General features: G+C 41.2%; 18 protein-coding genes and 1 tRNA gene. 7 read left to right on the top strand and 12 right to left on the bottom strand.

The window, feature by feature from the left end; translation table 11 throughout:
* Positions 1-220: 220 nt before the first annotated feature.
* Positions 221-1,528, bottom strand: a complete 1,308-nt coding sequence (eno, locus tag SST111_RS12015; RefSeq protein WP_002935704.1) for a surface-displayed alpha-enolase — start codon at positions 1,526-1,528, stop codon at positions 221-223.
* Between the two features lie 149 nt (positions 1,529-1,677).
* Here eno and SST111_RS12010 point away from each other — a divergent pair, with 149 nt between their 5' ends.
* Positions 1,678-2,127, top strand: a complete 450-nt coding sequence (locus SST111_RS12010) for a DUF1694 domain-containing protein (protein ID WP_099811612.1) — start codon at positions 1,678-1,680, stop codon at positions 2,125-2,127.
* A 65-nt stretch (positions 2,128-2,192) separates the two neighbouring features.
* Here SST111_RS12010 and SST111_RS12255 read toward each other — a convergent pair whose 3' ends face one another.
* Both SST111_RS12255 and SST111_RS12005 read right to left on the bottom strand, forming a co-directional pair.
* Positions 2,193-2,363 (bottom strand): hypothetical protein, encoded by a 171-nt coding sequence (locus tag SST111_RS12255; RefSeq protein WP_180274075.1) that lies wholly within the window; start codon positions 2,361-2,363, stop codon positions 2,193-2,195.
* Positions 2,354-3,481, bottom strand: a complete 1,128-nt coding sequence (locus tag SST111_RS12005; protein ID WP_024398736.1) for a glycerate kinase family protein — start codon at positions 3,479-3,481, stop codon at positions 2,354-2,356. Before SST111_RS12005 ends, SST111_RS12255 begins: the two co-directional genes overlap by 10 nt.
* Before the next feature lie 107 nt (positions 3,482-3,588).
* Here SST111_RS12005 and SST111_RS12000 point away from each other — a divergent pair, with 107 nt between their 5' ends.
* Entirely contained in the window at positions 3,589-4,239 is a 651-nt protein-coding gene (locus SST111_RS12000) for an HAD family hydrolase (RefSeq protein WP_099811610.1), read from the top strand.
* Positions 4,240-4,269: 30 nt separating this feature from the next.
* On the opposite strand, the gene serB is transcribed toward SST111_RS12000, so the two are convergent.
* The 8 genes from serB to SST111_RS11960 all read right to left on the bottom strand — a co-directional run bounded on the left by serB (position 4,270) and on the right by SST111_RS11960 (position 13,455).
* A complete protein-coding gene (serB, locus tag SST111_RS11995) occupies positions 4,270-4,905 on the bottom strand; it encodes a phosphoserine phosphatase SerB (RefSeq protein ID WP_099811608.1) in 636 nt (211 codons plus the stop codon).
* A gap of 51 nt (positions 4,906-4,956) precedes the next feature.
* Positions 4,957-6,681 carry a septation ring formation regulator EzrA gene (gene ezrA, locus SST111_RS11990; protein WP_099811606.1) on the bottom strand — a complete coding sequence of 575 codons (1,725 nt, stop codon included), beginning with the start codon at positions 6,679-6,681 and terminating at the stop codon, positions 4,957-4,959.
* 88 nt (positions 6,682-6,769) lie between these two features.
* Complete coding sequence (gyrB, locus tag SST111_RS11985) at positions 6,770-8,722, bottom strand: DNA topoisomerase (ATP-hydrolyzing) subunit B (protein WP_002939427.1); 1,953 nt, start codon at positions 8,720-8,722, stop codon at positions 6,770-6,772.
* Positions 8,723-8,903: 181 nt separating this feature from the next.
* Positions 8,904-9,443, bottom strand: a complete 540-nt coding sequence (locus SST111_RS11980) for a DJ-1 family glyoxalase III (RefSeq protein ID WP_015647132.1) — start codon at positions 9,441-9,443, stop codon at positions 8,904-8,906.
* A 13-nt stretch (positions 9,444-9,456) separates the two neighbouring features.
* Positions 9,457-10,686 carry an FtsW/RodA/SpoVE family cell cycle protein gene (locus SST111_RS11975; RefSeq protein ID WP_099779899.1) on the bottom strand — a complete coding sequence of 410 codons (1,230 nt, stop codon included), beginning with the start codon at positions 10,684-10,686 and terminating at the stop codon, positions 9,457-9,459.
* Between the two features lie 448 nt (positions 10,687-11,134).
* Positions 11,135-11,377, bottom strand: coding sequence for a type B 50S ribosomal protein L31 (locus SST111_RS11970; RefSeq protein WP_024379743.1), 243 nt, complete (start codon positions 11,375-11,377; stop codon positions 11,135-11,137).
* Positions 11,378-11,495: 118 nt separating this feature from the next.
* A complete protein-coding gene (locus tag SST111_RS11965) occupies positions 11,496-12,524 on the bottom strand; it encodes an FAD:protein FMN transferase (RefSeq protein ID WP_099811604.1) in 1,029 nt (342 codons plus the stop codon).
* A complete protein-coding gene (locus SST111_RS11960) occupies positions 12,511-13,455 on the bottom strand; it encodes a DHH family phosphoesterase (protein WP_099811602.1) in 945 nt (314 codons plus the stop codon). Before SST111_RS11960 ends, SST111_RS11965 begins: the two co-directional genes overlap by 14 nt.
* A gap of 94 nt (positions 13,456-13,549) precedes the next feature.
* Between SST111_RS11960 and SST111_RS11955 the strand changes: the two genes are divergently transcribed.
* The 4 genes from SST111_RS11955 to SST111_RS11940 all read left to right on the top strand — a co-directional run bounded on the left by SST111_RS11955 (position 13,550) and on the right by SST111_RS11940 (position 15,954).
* A complete protein-coding gene (locus SST111_RS11955) occupies positions 13,550-14,011 on the top strand; it encodes a flavodoxin (RefSeq protein WP_012775265.1) in 462 nt (153 codons plus the stop codon).
* 139 nt (positions 14,012-14,150) lie between these two features.
* Complete coding sequence (gene rpsN / locus SST111_RS11950; RefSeq protein ID WP_002940393.1) at positions 14,151-14,420, top strand: 30S ribosomal protein S14; 270 nt, start codon at positions 14,151-14,153, stop codon at positions 14,418-14,420.
* Positions 14,421-14,501: 81 nt separating this feature from the next.
* Positions 14,502-14,780: a chorismate mutase gene (locus SST111_RS11945; protein WP_029173708.1), complete on the top strand. Its 279-nt coding sequence runs from the start codon at positions 14,502-14,504 to the stop codon at positions 14,778-14,780.
* Positions 14,770-15,954: a chloride channel protein gene (locus tag SST111_RS11940; protein ID WP_099811600.1), complete on the top strand. Its 1,185-nt coding sequence runs from the start codon at positions 14,770-14,772 to the stop codon at positions 15,952-15,954. Before SST111_RS11945 ends, SST111_RS11940 begins: the two co-directional genes overlap by 11 nt.
* Before the next feature lie 105 nt (positions 15,955-16,059).
* On the opposite strand, the gene SST111_RS11935 is transcribed toward SST111_RS11940, so the two are convergent.
* A tRNA-Arg gene (locus tag SST111_RS11935) sits at positions 16,060-16,131 on the bottom strand.
* Positions 16,132-16,310: 179 nt separating this feature from the next.
* Between SST111_RS11935 and SST111_RS11930 the strand changes: the two genes are divergently transcribed.
* Positions 16,311-16,942, top strand: a 632-nt coding sequence (locus SST111_RS11930; RefSeq protein ID WP_142350770.1) for a helix-turn-helix domain-containing protein, incomplete at its 3' end; no start/stop codon positions are given.

The raw sequence follows: 16,942 nt of genomic DNA, 5'->3' as shown, positions 1-16,942 counted from the left end.
TTGGCAGCCACCAGCATAGCTGGTGGTTTTCTTGTTTTTCTCTACGAGAAAAACTGGCTCGAAGCCATAATAAGGGTGTCGCTATTAGCGACTACCCTCTTACTATACCAAAAATAAGATAGGGGTAGTAAAAAAGGTAGTAAAATTAAAAAAGCACTCTAGGAAAGAGGCCTAAAGTGCTTTATATCAAGGCTTTACAGCCTATCAAAATCAAATGATTTTATTTTTTCAAGTTGTAGAATGAGTTCAAGCCTTTGTAGACTGCAACTTCACCAAGTTGGTCTTCGATACGAAGCAATTGGTTGTATTTAGCGATACGGTCTGTACGTGACAATGAACCAGTCTTGATTTGGCCAGCGTTAGTTGCAACTGCGATGTCAGCGATTGTTGAATCTTCAGTCTCACCTGAACGGTGTGATACAACGGCAGTGTAACCAGCTTCTTTAGCCATTTCGATAGCTTCAAATGTTTCAGTAAGAGTACCGATTTGGTTAACTTTGATAAGGATTGAGTTAGCAGCACCTTCTTTGATACCACGTGCAAGGTAGTCAGTGTTTGTTACGAAGAAGTCGTCACCAACCAATTGAACGCGTTTGCCAAGACGCTCAGTAAGAGCTTTCCAGCCATCCCAGTCGTTTTCATCCATACCATCTTCGATAGTGATGATTGGGTATTTATTAACCAATTCTTCAAGGTAGTCGATTTGTTCTGCAGATGTACGAACAGCAGCGCCTTCACCTTCGAATTTAGTGTAGTCGTAAACTTTACGCTCTTTGTCGTAGAATTCAGATGACGCACAGTCGAAACCGATCATGATGCCGTTTTCACCAGCTTCGTAACCAGCAGCTTCGATAGCTTCGATGATTGTTTCAACACCGTCTTCAGTTCCTTCGAACTTAGGAGCGAAACCACCTTCGTCACCAACAGCTGTTACCAAACCACGAGCTTTCAAGATTTTCTTCAAAGCGTGGAATACTTCAGCACCCCAACGAAGACCTTCTTTAAATGAAGGAGCGCCAACTGGCAAGATCATGAATTCTTGGAAAGCGATTGGAGCGTCTGAGTGAGAACCACCGTTGATGATGTTCATCATTGGAGTTGGCAATACTTTAGTGTTGAATCCACCAAGGTAAGTGTAAAGTGGCACTTCAAGGTAGTCAGCAGCAGCACGCGCAACAGCGATAGAAACACCGAGGATTGCGTTTGCACCCAATTTACCTTTGTTAGGAGTACCGTCAAGAGCGATCATAGCGCGGTCGATAGCTTGTTGATCACGAACGTCAAAACCGATGATAGCGTCAGCAATCACGTTGTTCACGTTGTCAACAGCTTTTTGAGTACCAAGACCAAGGTAACGAGATTTGTCACCGTCGCGAAGCTCAACTGCTTCGTGCTCACCAGTAGAAGCTCCTGAAGGAACCATACCACGTCCGAAAGCACCTGATTCAGTATAAACTTCAACTTCAAGTGTAGGGTTACCGCGTGAGTCAAGGACTTCGCGAGCGTAAACATCAGTAATAATTGACATTATATTACTCTCCTTTGAGTTTAAAATAGTTACATAGCTATCATACCCTAAAAGAAGGGATTTTTCAAGAAAAAACAGGTTATTTTACTGAAAGAAATAATGTAAACGCCTTCCTTTTCAAAGTTAACTGAGTATGTTATACTGAAACCATGAACGATTTAAATACTACCATACTACAGAAAGCCTCTGGCGAAACACGATTGAATCCAGATGAACAACGTCTATACATGGGAACCTATCGCGAACGGGTTGTCCTGCTCGTTTCCTTTGACGATTTGAGTAGTGAAGTCGTCGGAAATAAGTTCGATACAATTTGCCAAAAACTAGCAAACCGCTACTCTCCTCTATTCCTCAAACTCTCGCCAGCCCTGTCTGACAAGCAACAAATTTCACTACTAAAAATTGCTCAGAACTTCGGCATTACTACCGCTATCATCGATGAAAAAGTCGCCAACTGCCCTTTTGCTCTAGTATTTCACACTGATCACGCTGTCAATCTGGAAGACATCCAGCTGGCCAGCCAGTTTCCTCAACTGCTCACAGGAAATGAAAAAAAGGAAGAGAAAAAAACTTCCTTCTGGAAAAAATTATTTGGTTAGACTTATTTATCGATAAAGCAGTATAAATATTAAACTAAAAATAATACAGGTTAGACAAAGGATTCCTAGCAATGTTCTCTTTCATTTTTTTCATTGAAAAAGAACATTGCTCCATTTGCCTTTATTACATTCGTTTCCGTTCCCCTTTCTTTTTCGGAAAGTCTCATAACAGATACTAGCTTTGCGAGACAAATAAAAATAAATAAGATAATAGCCATATATTTCACTAATTCCATCTTTGTTGGCCTCCTAACTGAAGAATTCTTGCCACCTGCTCTGCCGTGCGGATCAGGTTTTTTTCTGCTTTTTGAAGCGTGTCCTCCAAACTTTCAACGCTTGCAATTATTGGAAAAGCGGCGCAGATATTTTCAAAAGGAAACTCGGGAAGATCGTCTTTGAGGCTACCACAAATTGCAATGATGGGAATCCCCGTCGGCGTACGTCTAGCTACTCCTATCGGAGTCTTCCCTGATAAGCTTTGGGCATCCATCCGCCCTTCTCCGACCACAACCAGATCCGCTTTGGCGACGCGATGATCAAAGTCCAACTGATCCAAGACAAAGTCGATGCCTTTTTGAATGCGAGCACCTGCAAATTGGACTAAACCTGCTGCCATACCTCCTCCAGCACCCGCTCCTGCTAAATCGAGTAGCATTGGATTAACTAATTTATAAAAGGACTCCATTTTCTTGTCTACTAGTTCAAATTCAGCAGAGGCAAGACCTTTCTGACCTGCAAAAACAAATGTGGCTCCCGCTGGTCCGCAAAGCGGATTATCCACATCCGTTACCAAATCAATCCTGACCTGAGATAGATCTACCAACATATCCTCTGTGGAAAAGCTGACAATCTCCCCGATATGAGCTCCAATTGCCTCTACTTCTTTTCCCTCTCGATTATAAAATTTCACTCCTAAACCTGCCGCCATTCCGATACCACCATCATGACTGGCAGAGCCACCTACTCCTATAAATATGCGTTTAACACCATTTTGAACGAGCTCCACAATCAGCTCCCCAACCCCTTGTGTCTTAATAAAGAGAGGACTCCTTCTTTCATGCGGGATACTTGCCAGCCCTACAATCTCAGCCATTTCAAAAACCGCAAGATCATCTTTAACCGCATAGGAAACCTTAATTTTATCTCCAAATGGACCTGTCACCCAAGTCTGGGTTTCATCCAAGGATAAGGCCTGTATTAGACTCTCAACTGTCCCTTCGCCACCGTCTCCTAGGGGAATTAAGTCATACCCTGCTTGTGGGTAAACCTTAGAAAATCCTTTTTTAATCGCTTCAGCAACCTTTGTAGCTGAAAGAGACTCTTTAAATGAATCCGGAGCAATGAGAATATGCATGGTACTAACCTCCTTTATATTATTAGTATATCACGCTCCTATTCAGCTTTCAATAAATCTTTTCTGTTTTTCATCGTCTGTGTTATACTGAAAGAAAGGAGATAAGTATGTATCAAACTATATTATTTGACTTAGATGGAACACTTACTGATTCTGGACAAGGAATCTTAAACTCCGTCGCCTACGCACTAGAAAAAATGGGAATCGAAGAACCAGATGCAGCCAATTTTAACCGATTCATCGGCCCGCCACTCTATGAATCTTTTTCACGATTCTACCAACTCAGCCCTGAAGATACACAAAGTGCAGTTGATGCTTTCCGTGTCTATTTTAAAGAAAAAGGAATGTTTGAAAATCAACTCTATCCTGGAATCATCCCTCTGCTTGAAGAATTGAGAACGGTTGGAAAAACACTAGTAATTGCTACCTCAAAGCCAGAAATATTTGCCAAACAGATTCTAGAACATTTTGGTATCGCACACTACTTTGATGTCATTGCCGGTGCTAGTCTGGATAGTAGTCGCATCAGTAAGGCGGACGTCATCGGCTACGCTATAAATCAATTAGAAGCATTTCCAAAACATGCTGTGATGATTGGAGATAGGGAACATGACATTGAAGGAGCACGCATGCACCAACTTCCCGCCATCGGTGTTCTTTACGGCTATGGGAGCAAACAGGAATTTGAAAAGGCTGGGGCCACCATGATAGTCGAAACCGTCCAAGATTTGAAAAGGGTTTTACTGACAACAGAATAGAAGAAAAGTCAGCACTCAGCTGACTTCTCGTTATTTACTATCTAAAATCTCTATTAGTTTATAGAGATTTTTTTCATTTACTTGGTAGGGTGCCTGTTCTTGGACAATCGGTTTAGCACAGAAAGCTACTCCAATTCCTGCTCGTTGAATCATTGGTAGATCATTTGCTCCATCCCCCATGGCAATCGTTTGAGATAGACTCAGCCCATTTTCTGCCGCCCATTCTTCTAAACATGCTTTTTTAGTATCTTTCGTTACAATTTCACCCAACACTTGTCCCGTCAATAGTCCATCTACTACTTCTAATCGATTAGCCCGAACATAGTCTAACTCTAACTGTGCAGCTAGTCGATCGACTGTTTCATGAAACCCGCCTGAAACTACTGCTACCTTATAGCCTCGCATTTTTAATTCTGAGACTAATTCTGCTGCTCCAGGCGTAAAGTGGATTTTTTTGATAATTCGATCAAACACAGAAACAGGCAATCCCTTTAACAACGCCACACGTTCACGTAAGGCTTCTTCAAAATCCAATTCCCCACGCATAGCACGTTCGGTAATTGCTGCAACTTGCTCTCCTAAACCGACCTCTTCTCCAAGTAAATCTATTCCTTCTTCCAAAATTAATGTTGAATCAACATCCATAACTAATAATCCAGTTGTCATCTCCGATATTCCTTTCAAAGTATAAAAATAAAAAGCCAAATGGCTTTTTATCTAGTAGCGAATGGCTTCGCGAGTTTTTTCGTATGAACGTACAAAACGCTCTGTTACACCAGGTTCAACTGTTTCCAGAGCAAATGAAATTTCTTCAAATGCTGCTTGGTAATCAAAATCCTTTTCAAAAATTGATAATGAACGGTTGAATGCTTTTTGCACACTTTCATCAAATGAACGATAACGGTTAGAGTATTGTAGCAACTGCTCTGTTAAAGTCGCATTTTGCACAATCAAATACGCCAACTCTTCCAATTGATTCATATCATACGTTGCATTTTCCAACAAACGGTTAACAACTTCGATATTAATTCGTTTATAGTCTAACTCGGCAATCAAGGCTTCCACATGATCGCTCGTTCTAAAGAAGTTTGTTAAAAATTCAGCTGGAATTCCTGGAAGGTTGCGTTTTTCCATATAACGCTTAAGGGTATGCAATTTGTTGATATAAAGTGTAGCTTTCTTACGCGCTGTGTTCTCTGACAATTCTTGTGATTTAAGATAGTCAGCTAAAACAAGCTGCTCCTCTTCGATTTCTTTCAAGCTTGCCAATGAATGATCCAAACGCTCTTCCAAAATAGAATATGCAACTTGTGGATTTTCAATGTCCTCCACACTTTCTGTAACAACAATTTCAAGCGATTCCAAACGAGCTTTAAGCTGATTGATCCGTGAAAGTTTGCTATCTGCCAGCAAGTAAGTTGCGTTTAGGCGTTGGCTTTCCTCATCCAAGAGCTGTGTATTTTGGACAACATGCTCCAAGAATTTTGGCAAGTTTTTACTAATCTTAACAGCTTCCTTATTCGCTTCGATTTCACGATTGAAGACTTTATACAAATGATCAATTTTTGCTTGAATTCCCTCATTTTCAGCTTCTGCGGCATCCAAATCAAAGGAAACAATCAAAGCAGTATTTTCACGAATTGAAACGCGAATATTTTGGAACTGTGACTCGATGTTAGCTTCTGTGAACAAATAATTCTGCTCAACCAGTTTACGATAACCCGACTCCAAATCTTCCAATTGCTCTGGGAAATCTTTTGTAACTCGTTCAATCAAACTTGGAATGCGATCCATGATTTGATTGAGAGCAATCATATGCTCTTCAGCCTTATCAAGGATTTCAGAAGCTTCAATCGGGTCACCTGAGGAATTGAGCATCACAAATTCAGAAAACTCAACTTCAATATTTTTCAATTGTTTCTCAAGTTCTGGTAATGTCTCACCGTAGCTATCTGGATTTTCACGAACAGCTTCCTGCAAACTATCGAACAAGTTTAACGCATGTTTTACACGACCAGAGTTTTTCTCTTCTTGCTCCTTCAACTCCATCAAACCATGACGGATAGAGGCGATGTCTTCTTCAATTAAATCAATTTGGCTTTCGATACTGTCGATAGCGTTCTTTGCACTCACAAAGCGAAAGGCATTGTTATAGCCTTCTGCCTCAAAGATATGATTTTCAATGTCGGCAAATGAATTGAGCGACAAATCAACCCATTTTTGATTCCATTCACGGAATGACACCTGACTTTGACCAATCAAATGAAGTGCTTTGACAGCTTCGACTTCTTCATTAACTGGAAGGTTAAATAGCTCTTCCTTACGTTCTTCCAATGCAACCAAAAGGTTGTCATTTCGTTTACGAACAATCAGGCAAGCTACATAGGCAATGATTAAAATAATAACAATCGAAACGATTAAGATGATTGTTCCTGTAGGCATGTAAATCTCCTTAGCTCATAGTAATTACTAGAAAATATCGCTTAATTATACCATAAATCTCTAGTATATGCACTTGTTTTTTTAGTTTTTAGACATCCAATGTTGAATAAACAGCATTTTCCTCGATAAACTCTCGACGAGGTTCAACCTTATCCCCCATTAACATGTCAAAAATCTTATCGGCTTCTGCCGCATCATCAACTGAAACGCGTGCCATGAGACGATTTTCAGGATTCATCGTAGTTTCCCACAACTGATGATCATCCATTTCTCCCAAACCTTTGTAACGTTGAATCGTTGGCTTGGACCGTCCCGTACTATGTCTTTCTAAGGCATCTTGCAATTCTTGCTCTTGATTAACCCCAGGTTGAATATATTCTTTTATCTCACTTCCAACCTTGATACCGTAAATAGGTGGTTGAGCGATATATACGTATCCCGCTTCTACAACAGGACGCATGTAGCGGTAAAATAATGTCAGAAGGAGTGTCCGAATATGGGCACCATCGACATCGGCATCTGTCATAATGACTAATTTTTGATAACGTGCCTTGCTAACGTCGAAATCAGCACCAAAGCCAGTGCCCATAGCTGTAAATAGACTACGGATTTCTTCGTTGGCCAAAATCTTGTCCATGCTGGCTTTTTCTACGTTCAAAATCTTACCACGAATCGGTAAAATAGCCTGAAATTCACGGTCGCGACCGGATTTAGCTGAACCACCGGCTGAGTCCCCCTCAACGATGAAAAGCTCTGTCTTCGTTGCATCATTTGAGGAACAGTCTGCTAACTTACCTGGGAGGTTTGAAATCTCAAGACCCGATTTCTTACGAGTTACCTCACGTGCACGCTTAGCAGCAATACGAGCCTTGCTTGCCAAAATCCCTTTTTCAACAATCCGTCTAGCAATCTGGGGATTTTCCAAAAGAAATTCTGCAAAGGCATCAGAGAAAAGGCGGTTGGTAATTTTGACCACTTCACTATTCCCAAGTTTTGTCTTAGTTTGTCCCTCAAATTGAGGACCTGGGTGCTTAACAGAAATGACCGCTGTCAAGCCTTCACGCACATCTTCACCAGTCAAATTATCCTCATTTTCTTTGAGAATTTTATTTTTCTTGGCGTAGTCGTTGATAACACGTGTCAGAGCTGTACGGAATCCTTGCTCATGGGTACCACCTTCATGTGTGTGAATATTGTTGGCAAAACTAACTACGTTTTCATGATAACTCGTCGTATATTGCATGGCAACCTCAACGGTAATATCATCCATTTCCCCTTCTGTATAGATAGGGGTCTCAAAAATGACATCCTTGTTCTCATTAAGATACTCAACGTAGGAAGCAATACCACCTTCGTAGTGATATTCCTTTGTTTGCTCTACTCCCTCACGTTTGTCCGTAATAGAGAGATTTAAACCACGATTTAGGAAGGCCAATTCTTGGATCCGCTTATTTAATTTTGCAAAGTCGAACTCAGTCGTCTCAGTAAAAATTTCTGGATCAGGTGTAAAATGTACAGTTGTACCAGAACGGTCTGTTTCTCCAACAACCTCCAAATCTGCAACGACTTCACCTCGTTTATACTCTTGGAAATAGACCTGACCATTTTTGTAGACATGGACGTCTAGCTGAGTAGATAGGGCGTTTACGACTGATGAACCTACGCCGTGCAATCCACCTGAGACCTTATAACCGCCTCCGCCAAATTTACCACCTGCATGGAGCACTGTAAAAACAGTTTCTACCGCTGGACGACCAGTTTTTTCCTGAATATCTACCGGAATACCACGTCCATTATCAATAACCGTGATGGAGTTATCTGGCTCAATATAAACTTCAATTTTATCCGCAAAACCAGCCAGCGCCTCATCAATTGAGTTGTCGACAATTTCCCAAACCAAGTGATGGAGACCTTCTTTAGATGTTGAGCCGATATACATCCCTGGACGCATTCGAACAGCTTCAAGACCTTCCAAGACTTGAATCTGACTGGCATCATATTCTTGAGCCTTCTCTTGTAAATCTTTGATTTCTTCTGTCATTTCTTTTCCTTATTTTCTATTTGTTGCTCCTTAAAAATAGAAAAGCCAATCCATCTGGATAAAAGCGAAACATATTTTTAGAGCAAAAATCATTCTAACGAATACCCCTTATTATACCATATTTTCTAATATTTTGATAGAAAAAAGAAGAGGAAACATTAGCTCCATCTTCTTCATTACTTTAACTATGATAAACCATTGTTTGAGCTAGGCTTTCCCCATCTCCACCAAATAAATCAACCAATTTATAGGCGAAATCCAAACTTGTTCCAGCACCTCGGCTAGTGATAATTGGACCATCAACAACCACATCCTCTTCCAGATGAATACCTGACGGAATGTCTTTTTCTTTCCCTGGGAAACATGTATAGTGACGACTATCTAACAAACCAGCCTTATCCAGAACAATTGGAGCCGCACAGATTGCTGCTACTGATTTTCCTGATGCAACCGCTCTTTGCAATTCCGTAATCAGGGACTCTGAATCTCTAAGGTGAACAGAACCTGGCATTCCTCCTGGTAAAACAATCAGATCAAAGGAAGACAGGTCTCCATCAAAGACTTGGTCAGTTTGAACACGAATACCGTGCGATCCCTCCACTTCATGACTATCTAAACCAACAATCTGACAGTCAAAATGAGCTCGACGGAATACATCTACAGGAGCCAATGCTTCGATTTCTTCAAAACCATCGGCTAAAACAACCGCAACTCTTGTCATATAAACCAACTTTCTAACGTTTTATCGTAATTTTTCTATAGCGACGTGATCGATTTGTTTCCTTCTCATCAGCTAGTCGTGACTGATACCCCATTGACAGCACTAGACCAACACCAATCAGATTTGAAACCATGGACGAACCACCTTGGGAGATAAACGGCAAAGGAATACCTGTTAAAGGCAACAAACCCGTTGCAGCGCCAACATTTTCAAACACATGGAACAAGAGCATCATGATATAGCCAGTTGATATGTAGGTGTAGTATCGATTGTTTGACTTCAACGTTACCCGTAGCATTCGATAAATGAGCAACAAGTATAGTACAATCAATACCGTCCCACCAATAAAACCAAAGTCCTCTCCAATCACCGTAAAAATCATATCACTTTCTCGAACAGGTATAAGAAGATTTGTTTTATTGAAACCTAGTCCTTTTAGGCCACCACTTCCGATAGCTATCAAACTTTGAGCTTGCTGGTAGGTCGTTGATTGGGCATTTTTAAAGGGATCAAGCCAGGCTGCAATACGATTGATTTTATAAGTATCCATCCCCAAATTGTGGAGGAATGTTGTTCCACCAGGAGAAATAAAAATCAGCATAAATCCACCAACCAAAACGATCCCCGTTAAGGCAGTCGGTAATAGAATTTTCCAAGAAACTCCTGATAATAGAAGCATTCCGCTAAAGATTGCTACAAATACTAAGGAGGTTCCTAAATCTTTCTGTAAGGCCAACAAAATCAGGACAGGGATAGTAAACAGTGTCATATAACCAATCAACATAAAATCCTCTCGAATTTTTCGATTTGGATAATATTTATGAAAGGTGACAATCACCCTTGACAACATAATGATGTAGGCTATTTTCATAAATTCGGATGGTTGAAAAAGAGTCATTCCACCAATCGTTACCCAGTTTTTTGCTCCCGTTGACGCTACTAAGTCTGGACTGTAGAAAAACAAAGGCAATACCATAAGTCCTAGCCCAAGTACGTACAAGTAAGGTGTGATTTGCCACAGAAACTTAGTGGAAAAGAACATGACCAAAAAAGCTGCCACTGTTCCAATTCCTATCCAAGCAATTTGTTGACCAACCATCTGTACAACATTATTCGGATAATCTTGACTAACCGCAATGTAGAGAGAAATAATCCCCACAACTAATAAAAAAAAGACCGGTAAAATAAGTGAGTAGTCTACTCGACTATCGATTGTTCCCCTATTTTTCATCAATTTCCTCATACTTTCACTTCAAATTCTTACTCGTTCCATTATAGCAGAAATCATCTCTCATTGAAACTAAAAATCTAGTTACATCAGTGGGGATACGATTTATACTCAACGAAAATCAAAAGTAGCCTAGGAAACGAAGTCGAAGATAGAACTGGAGTTTATCAAGGCTCTTGACAACGGATAATTTTGATTTTCGAAGAGTATTACTAGTGCACAAATCATAAAATACATATATCTTCATACCTTCGAACAGGCTGAAATATAATGCTTTATCCCCACACACCCCATAAGTTTGCCAAAGCCATGAGTATGTAAACCAATGGCAATCATTTTGGCAATCACGCACGAAAAAAGCCCTCTTTTATTTCTAGAGTCAAAGAAAAAATGGTCCACTGGACCATAACTCGCTCTTTTATTTTCAAGCTCGTGAAAAAACAGTCCGTTAAGGACTGTTTTTTTATTTGAGACCGTATTTTTTGTTGAACTTGTCCACACGTCCATCTGCCTGAGTGAACTTTTGACGTCCAGTGTAGAATGGGTGTGAGTCTGATGAAATTTCCACACGGATCAATGGGTAAGTTTCACCTTCGAATTCAACTGTCTCGTTAGATTTCTTAGTTGAACCGCTAAGGAACTTGTAGCCAGTAGTTGTGTCCATGAAGACAACAGTGCGATATTCTGGATGGATATCTTTTTTCATTTTAAAATTCCTTTCTGCCATGGACTCTTTCCGAGCCATAGATTATAACCATTTAAGTTTACCAAAAGTTTGTTCTTATGGCAAGTCTTTTTACCTATTTTTTTAATATTTTTTCAAGCTATAGTACAGAAGCACCTGAAACAAGGTCAGAAGTTACTCTGGCGCCAAATCCTCCTCTTGAAGGACTGCCCAAGCTATCAGAAATTCTTTCTTTACCAGCAAGAACTTTCTCAGAAAGCCCTGAGGTCACTAGAATCCTACCATCCAGCCCAATCAGAACCGCCTCGATACCATCAGTTTCTTCTACCATCTTATAAATCCGAGTTATTTCTTGACCAAACAGTCGAGTCGTCCAAATCTCACCGTCAACAGATTGTTTGGACACAATGGTCAAACTAGCCAGCTGCGACTCCATTGGATAGCCGGTCTCGGGACTCAAAATATGATGATAGGTCTTTCCATTCACGGTAAGGGTTCTTTCGTAAATACCAGAGGTAACTACTGATTCTTCTCCTATTTTGAGGACGAGGGCATTCTCACCCCGTGTTTTCTGTGGATCCTGAATCCCAATTCGCCAGCAACCATCTGGATTATGCGGAGCCTGACCGAAAGTTAAGATATTGCCTCCCAGGTTAATCAGTCCAGCTACCACACCTATTCTTTTCAAGAAGTCAACAATCTTATCTGCTACATATCCTTTAGCAAGAGCACCCAGATCAATCGCCATACCTTCTTTTTTCAAATAGACTGTCTGCTCCTCATCATCTAATTCGATGTCCCTTGGATTGATGAGCTGGAGTTTTTTACTGATCATTTCTTGGGTTGGAAGTTTGGCATCGCTAAATCCAATCCGCCAGCTTTGCACAAGTGGGCCAATGGTAATATTCAAAAAAGATTCCTGAGCCAGACTGTGTTCCTTACCCATTTTTATCAATTCGTACAAGTCATCGGCAACAGGAACCGCCTGAACACCTGCGTTGAGGTTGACCTCCATCAATTCAGAGGTCAAGTCATTGGCAGAAAACCGATCCTTATAGAGATAGAGAAGCTCTTCTACCTGACCCAAAATCGGTTCTGCATCTGGATGCCATATTTTAGTTTCTATGATGGTTCCCATTAGACGAAGGGAACGACTACTTGCTTGCATTCCTCACGACCTCTTGAATTTCTTGATAGATTTGCTCATTTTCGGAGAGAGAATAAGAGTTAGCACCACTTGCTAGTGGGTGGCCACCGCCATCGTGGCGCTTGGCAATCTCGTTTATCGGAATGTACTTGCTGCGTAAACGAACCCTGTAATTTCCGTCAGTTTGTTCCACAAAAATCCCCCAAGATTGAACAGTACCAATCCGTCCTGGAGCCCCAACGATAAAGGAAGTGTCCGCATCGGTCACCCCGTATTTTTCGAGAATATCCTGTGTCAAAATAACACGTGCCGCACCATGTTCATCCACTTCCAAGTTGTCGTAGACGTAACCTGTCAACTTGGCAATCTTGAAATCAATGGTATCCATCTGGCGAGACATCCTTGCAAAGTCAAAATCTTCTTGACGGAGACGAGCAACAATCTCAAAGGTGTGCGAGCTGGTCGCCGAATAAAGAAAACGTCCCGTATCGCCAACAATACCAGCATATAGCAGACGAGCAGTATCCCCGTCAAATTCCAACTGACTTTGAAGGGCCAATTCTGCAATCATTTCACTGCATGAGCTAGCCTCAGTATTGACCCAGAGCAGGTCTCCATAAGGCTCTTCATTTGGATGGTGGTCGATTTTAATCAGGAAATCACCCTGAGTGTAGCGGTCATCATCCACACGGGCTGTATTGGCTGTATCCGTTACGATAACCAAGGCTCCTTGATAGTCTTGATCCGCAACCACATCCATTTCTGCCATCCAAGCAAGATTCGGCTCATTGAAACCGGTTACCTTGATGGCTTTTTCAGGAAAATTCTTCTGCAAGAGTTTTTGCAAGCCAACCTGACTGCCAATGGCATCCGGATCTGGTCGTTGGTGACGATGAATGATGACGGTGTCGTATTCGCGAATTTTTTCGATAATTGTATTGTAAATAGTCATAGCAACTCCTTTTCATCATTTTAGCATAAACTTCCCCTTTTGAAAATGATGGGAGTATGGTATAATAAGATTACTATGTAGTTTGGAGGAAATTATGGCACTAGCAAAAATTGTTTACGCTAGTATGACTGGTAACACAGAAGAAATTGCTGACATCGTCGCCAGTAAGCTAGAAGAGTTAGGTTTGGAAGTACAGGTTCACGAATGTACAACCATTGAAACAGAAGAAATCTTGGATGCGGACTTGATTGTCGTTGCCAGCTACACCTATTCTTACGGTGGAGACGGTGAGCTTCCTGATGAAATCGTTGATTTCTATGCTGACCTAGCTGACTTAGATTTGACTGGTAAGGTCTACGGTGTTTGTGGTTCTGGCGATACCTTCTATGATGACTTCTGTAGTGCAGTAGATGACTTTGATGTTATGTTGGGTTCACGTGGTGCAACTAAGGGTGCCGAAAATGTTAAGGTAGACCTTGCCGCTGAAGATGAGGATATTGTTAACCTTGAGCAATTCGCGACAGACCTTGTTGCCAAACTAGATACAATGAATTAACTGACAGACAGACTGACTTATCAATAGGTCTAGTCTGTTTTCTTTTAGCCTTTTATTAAGATTGTACACCTATTGCTTGCAATCTTAATAGTTTCAATATATAATTAACCGGTTAAGTTTTTTAAAAAAGGAGAATTTTATGGCTAAAAAATCAAAAATGGCACGCTATCAGAGACAGTTGGAGTTAATCGAGCGCTATGCGGATTTACGTAAAAGTCTCAAAGAAAAAGGTGACTACCAAGCACTTCGAAAATTGCCTCGCGACTCAAATCCAAATCGACTGAAATACCGCGACAGGACCGATGGCCGTCCGCATGCTTATATGCGAAAATTCGGTGTGAGTCGGATTACCTTCCGTGAATTAGCCCATCTTGGTCAACTTCCTGGGGTAAAAAAAGCAAGTTGGTAACTTCCTCAAACAAGGCTAGTATTCTGCCTTGTTTTTTGCTATACTAAGAAACAACTGAAACAATATACGGAGGTTTATAAGATGAATTTGGATTGCATCCGCGAACAGATTAACACGATTGATAGCCAATTGGTTGAACTACTTGAAAAACGAATGGAGTTGGTCGACCAAGTTACAGCCTATAAACGAGCAACAGGTAAGCCTGTTTTGGATACCAGCCGAGAAAATGCTGTCCTTGAAAGAGTTGGAAAATTAGTTCAAAAGGATGACTACCGCTCTGCCATTCAAGCAACCTTTAGCGATATTATGGCCCAATCAAGAGCTTATCAATCTTCCAAGTTAGCGAATCATGAGCAATAGGATGAAACAAGCCATCCAACTCCTTTTCTTTTCCAGCTTAATTGGAGTCGGTGCAGGAATAATCACCACACTTTTTGGGAAAATTCTACTAGGGATTGGAGACCTACGGTCTGAATATTTTACATATCTAACCCCCTTTCTGCCACTTGCAGGGTTGCTGATTGTTTTCATTTATCAAAAATGGGGAAGGGAACTCCAAGCAGGCATGGGCTTAGTCTTCAAAGCTGGACAAGGGGAGAAAGCGCAAATTTCTCCAGTTCTCATTCCGCTCATCATCTCTACAACTTGGCTCAGTCATCTTGTCGGTGCTTCCGTTGGTCGCGAAGGTGTAGCTGTCCAACTTGGAGCCGGTCTCTCACACTGGTTACAAAAACACAGTTTCACACACTTGCCCAAAGACATAATAACAAAGATTGGTATGGCCGCAGGTTTTGCAGGGTTATTTCAAACACCATGGGCTGCTAGTTTCTTTGCCATTGAGGTATTAATCGTTGGCCAATATTCTTGGACTAGTCTCCCCTATTGTCTAGTTGCCGCTTTCACGGCTTCTACTACTTCCCATTTACTGGGATTGGAGAAATTTTCCCACACTATTTCATCTTTTTCATTCCAGTTTACAGATAGTTTCAAATGGCTATTTATTGCCCTTTGCTTCGGTTTCATCGGCAATTTATTTGCTTGGTTTCTGGCGCAAGCAAAAAGCATCTCAACTCGATGGCTTCCAAATCCTTACATTAAAATAGCTATCATGGGAGTTGGACTGACCGTTCTACTATTTTTCTTCCATCAAGGTCGTTATACGGGTCTAGGAACCAATTTGATTGATGCCAGTTTAGCTGGGGAACAGGTGTTTGCTTTCGATTGGCTACTAAAACTCCTACTAACCTGTCTTTGTTTGGCTGCAGGTTTTCAAGGGGGCGAAGTTACTCCGCTCTTTGCGATTGGAGCAAGTTCTGGGGCTGTTTTAGCAGGATTACTAGGTCTACCAACTAAACTTGTTGTAGCCCTTGGGTATTGTGCCGTATTTGGAACAGCCACCAATACCTTACTGGCTCCTCTCTTCATTAGTTATGAAGTATTCGGCGCTAATATCCTGCCCTATGCTATTCCTGTACTTGCCATAGCTTATCTTATAAACAGAAAACAGACTATTTATGGGGTGCAGTTGAGATGAACTATTGGATTCATAGTTTGCCCCTTTCTTACCCCTCGGTCACATTTTAGAAAAAACAAAACCCTTGAAAACATTGATATTTCAAGGGTTTTCGTTGTATTTCCATCTCCCCTGCAGGAATCGAACCTGCAACTAATTCTTAGGAGGAATTTGTTATATCCATTTAACTAAGGGAAGTCTGCTTCTCTATTGTACACCAGAAGAGAGCAGATTGCAAGAGCAAGGTTATATAAGTTTTTTCAAATTTTTACAAGCTAAATTCCCAAAGTAAGTTCCAGTCTAACCCAAAAGCTGGAAATTAGACTGAGACAAAGAAATAAGGTAGAACTTACTATGGGACAAGTTGGTAACTGACAATGAAAAACAAACACTTAACTCTCTCTGATCGCAATGATATTCAAATAGGAATTGAACAACTTAAGCCCTTCTCAGCTATCGCTCTTAAGCTAGGAAAAGACCCGTCCACAATCTCAAAAGAAGTTCGGAGAAATAGGGTGATAAAAGAGAACTCTAGTACCTCCAATTGTGAGGCCTGCCCTTTACTCAAAAAGGCTCCCTACGTTTGTAATGCCTGTCCGAAAAAGAGAATCAATTGTGGATACCAGAAACAGTTCTACTACGCAAAAAGAGCTCAGCTTGATTATGAAGCTAAGCTCTCAGACTCGAGAACAGGTGTTGCCCTAAACAAGGAAGAATTCTATCGTATGGACGAGATTGTCTCTTCAGCCATCCAAAAGGGACAACACCTCAACCACATCATCGCCTCAAACGAACTTTCGGTGTCCAGAGCTTCTATCTACCGATACCTTGAAAAAGGCTATCTGTCCACAAAGCCCATTGTTTTCCCCCGTGTCGTGAAATTCAGAAAGCGGAGAACCAGAAACCTACAACCCATTCCTAAAACTGCCAGAGATGGACGGTCTTACGAGGACTTCCAACGCTTTCTCACAGAGAAAGGAATCAGCTATTGGCTGGAAATGGACACCGT

This window comes from Streptococcus suis YS161 (genome assembly GCF_002760245.1).
GTDB classification, from domain to species: domain Bacteria; phylum Bacillota; class Bacilli; order Lactobacillales; family Streptococcaceae; genus Streptococcus; species Streptococcus suis_I.
The sequence above is the reverse complement of the archived record's forward strand: the minus strand, read 5'-3'. Positions and strand labels throughout refer to the sequence as shown.

Bases quoted from the DNA above. Each gene is read 5' to 3' on its own strand.
- eno (WP_002935704.1), bottom strand. From the start codon at position 1,528: ATGTCAATTATTACTGATGTTTACGCTCGCGAAGTCCTTGACTCACGC.
- SST111_RS12010 (WP_099811612.1), top strand. From the start codon at position 1,678: ATGAACGATTTAAATACTACCATACTACAGAAAGCCTCTGGCGAAACA.
- SST111_RS12255 (WP_180274075.1), bottom strand. From the start codon at position 2,363: ATGGAATTAGTGAAATATATGGCTATTATCTTATTTATTTTTATTTGT.
- SST111_RS12005 (WP_024398736.1), bottom strand. From the start codon at position 3,481: ATGCATATTCTCATTGCTCCGGATTCATTTAAAGAGTCTCTTTCAGCT.
- SST111_RS12000 (WP_099811610.1), top strand. From the start codon at position 3,589: ATGTATCAAACTATATTATTTGACTTAGATGGAACACTTACTGATTCT.
- serB (WP_099811608.1), bottom strand. From the start codon at position 4,905: ATGACAACTGGATTATTAGTTATGGATGTTGATTCAACATTAATTTTG.
- ezrA (WP_099811606.1), bottom strand. From the start codon at position 6,681: ATGCCTACAGGAACAATCATCTTAATCGTTTCGATTGTTATTATTTTA.
- gyrB (WP_002939427.1), bottom strand. From the start codon at position 8,722: ATGACAGAAGAAATCAAAGATTTACAAGAGAAGGCTCAAGAATATGAT.
- SST111_RS11980 (WP_015647132.1), bottom strand. From the start codon at position 9,443: ATGACAAGAGTTGCGGTTGTTTTAGCCGATGGTTTTGAAGAAATCGAA.
- SST111_RS11975 (WP_099779899.1), bottom strand. From the start codon at position 10,686: ATGAGGAAATTGATGAAAAATAGGGGAACAATCGATAGTCGAGTAGAC.
- SST111_RS11970 (WP_024379743.1), bottom strand. From the start codon at position 11,377: ATGAAAAAAGATATCCATCCAGAATATCGCACTGTTGTCTTCATGGAC.
- SST111_RS11965 (WP_099811604.1), bottom strand. From the start codon at position 12,524: ATGCAAGCAAGTAGTCGTTCCCTTCGTCTAATGGGAACCATCATAGAA.
- SST111_RS11960 (WP_099811602.1), bottom strand. From the start codon at position 13,455: ATGACTATTTACAATACAATTATCGAAAAAATTCGCGAATACGACACC.
- SST111_RS11955 (WP_012775265.1), top strand. From the start codon at position 13,550: ATGGCACTAGCAAAAATTGTTTACGCTAGTATGACTGGTAACACAGAA.
- rpsN (WP_002940393.1), top strand. From the start codon at position 14,151: ATGGCTAAAAAATCAAAAATGGCACGCTATCAGAGACAGTTGGAGTTA.
- SST111_RS11945 (WP_029173708.1), top strand. From the start codon at position 14,502: ATGAATTTGGATTGCATCCGCGAACAGATTAACACGATTGATAGCCAA.
- SST111_RS11940 (WP_099811600.1), top strand. From the start codon at position 14,770: ATGAGCAATAGGATGAAACAAGCCATCCAACTCCTTTTCTTTTCCAGC.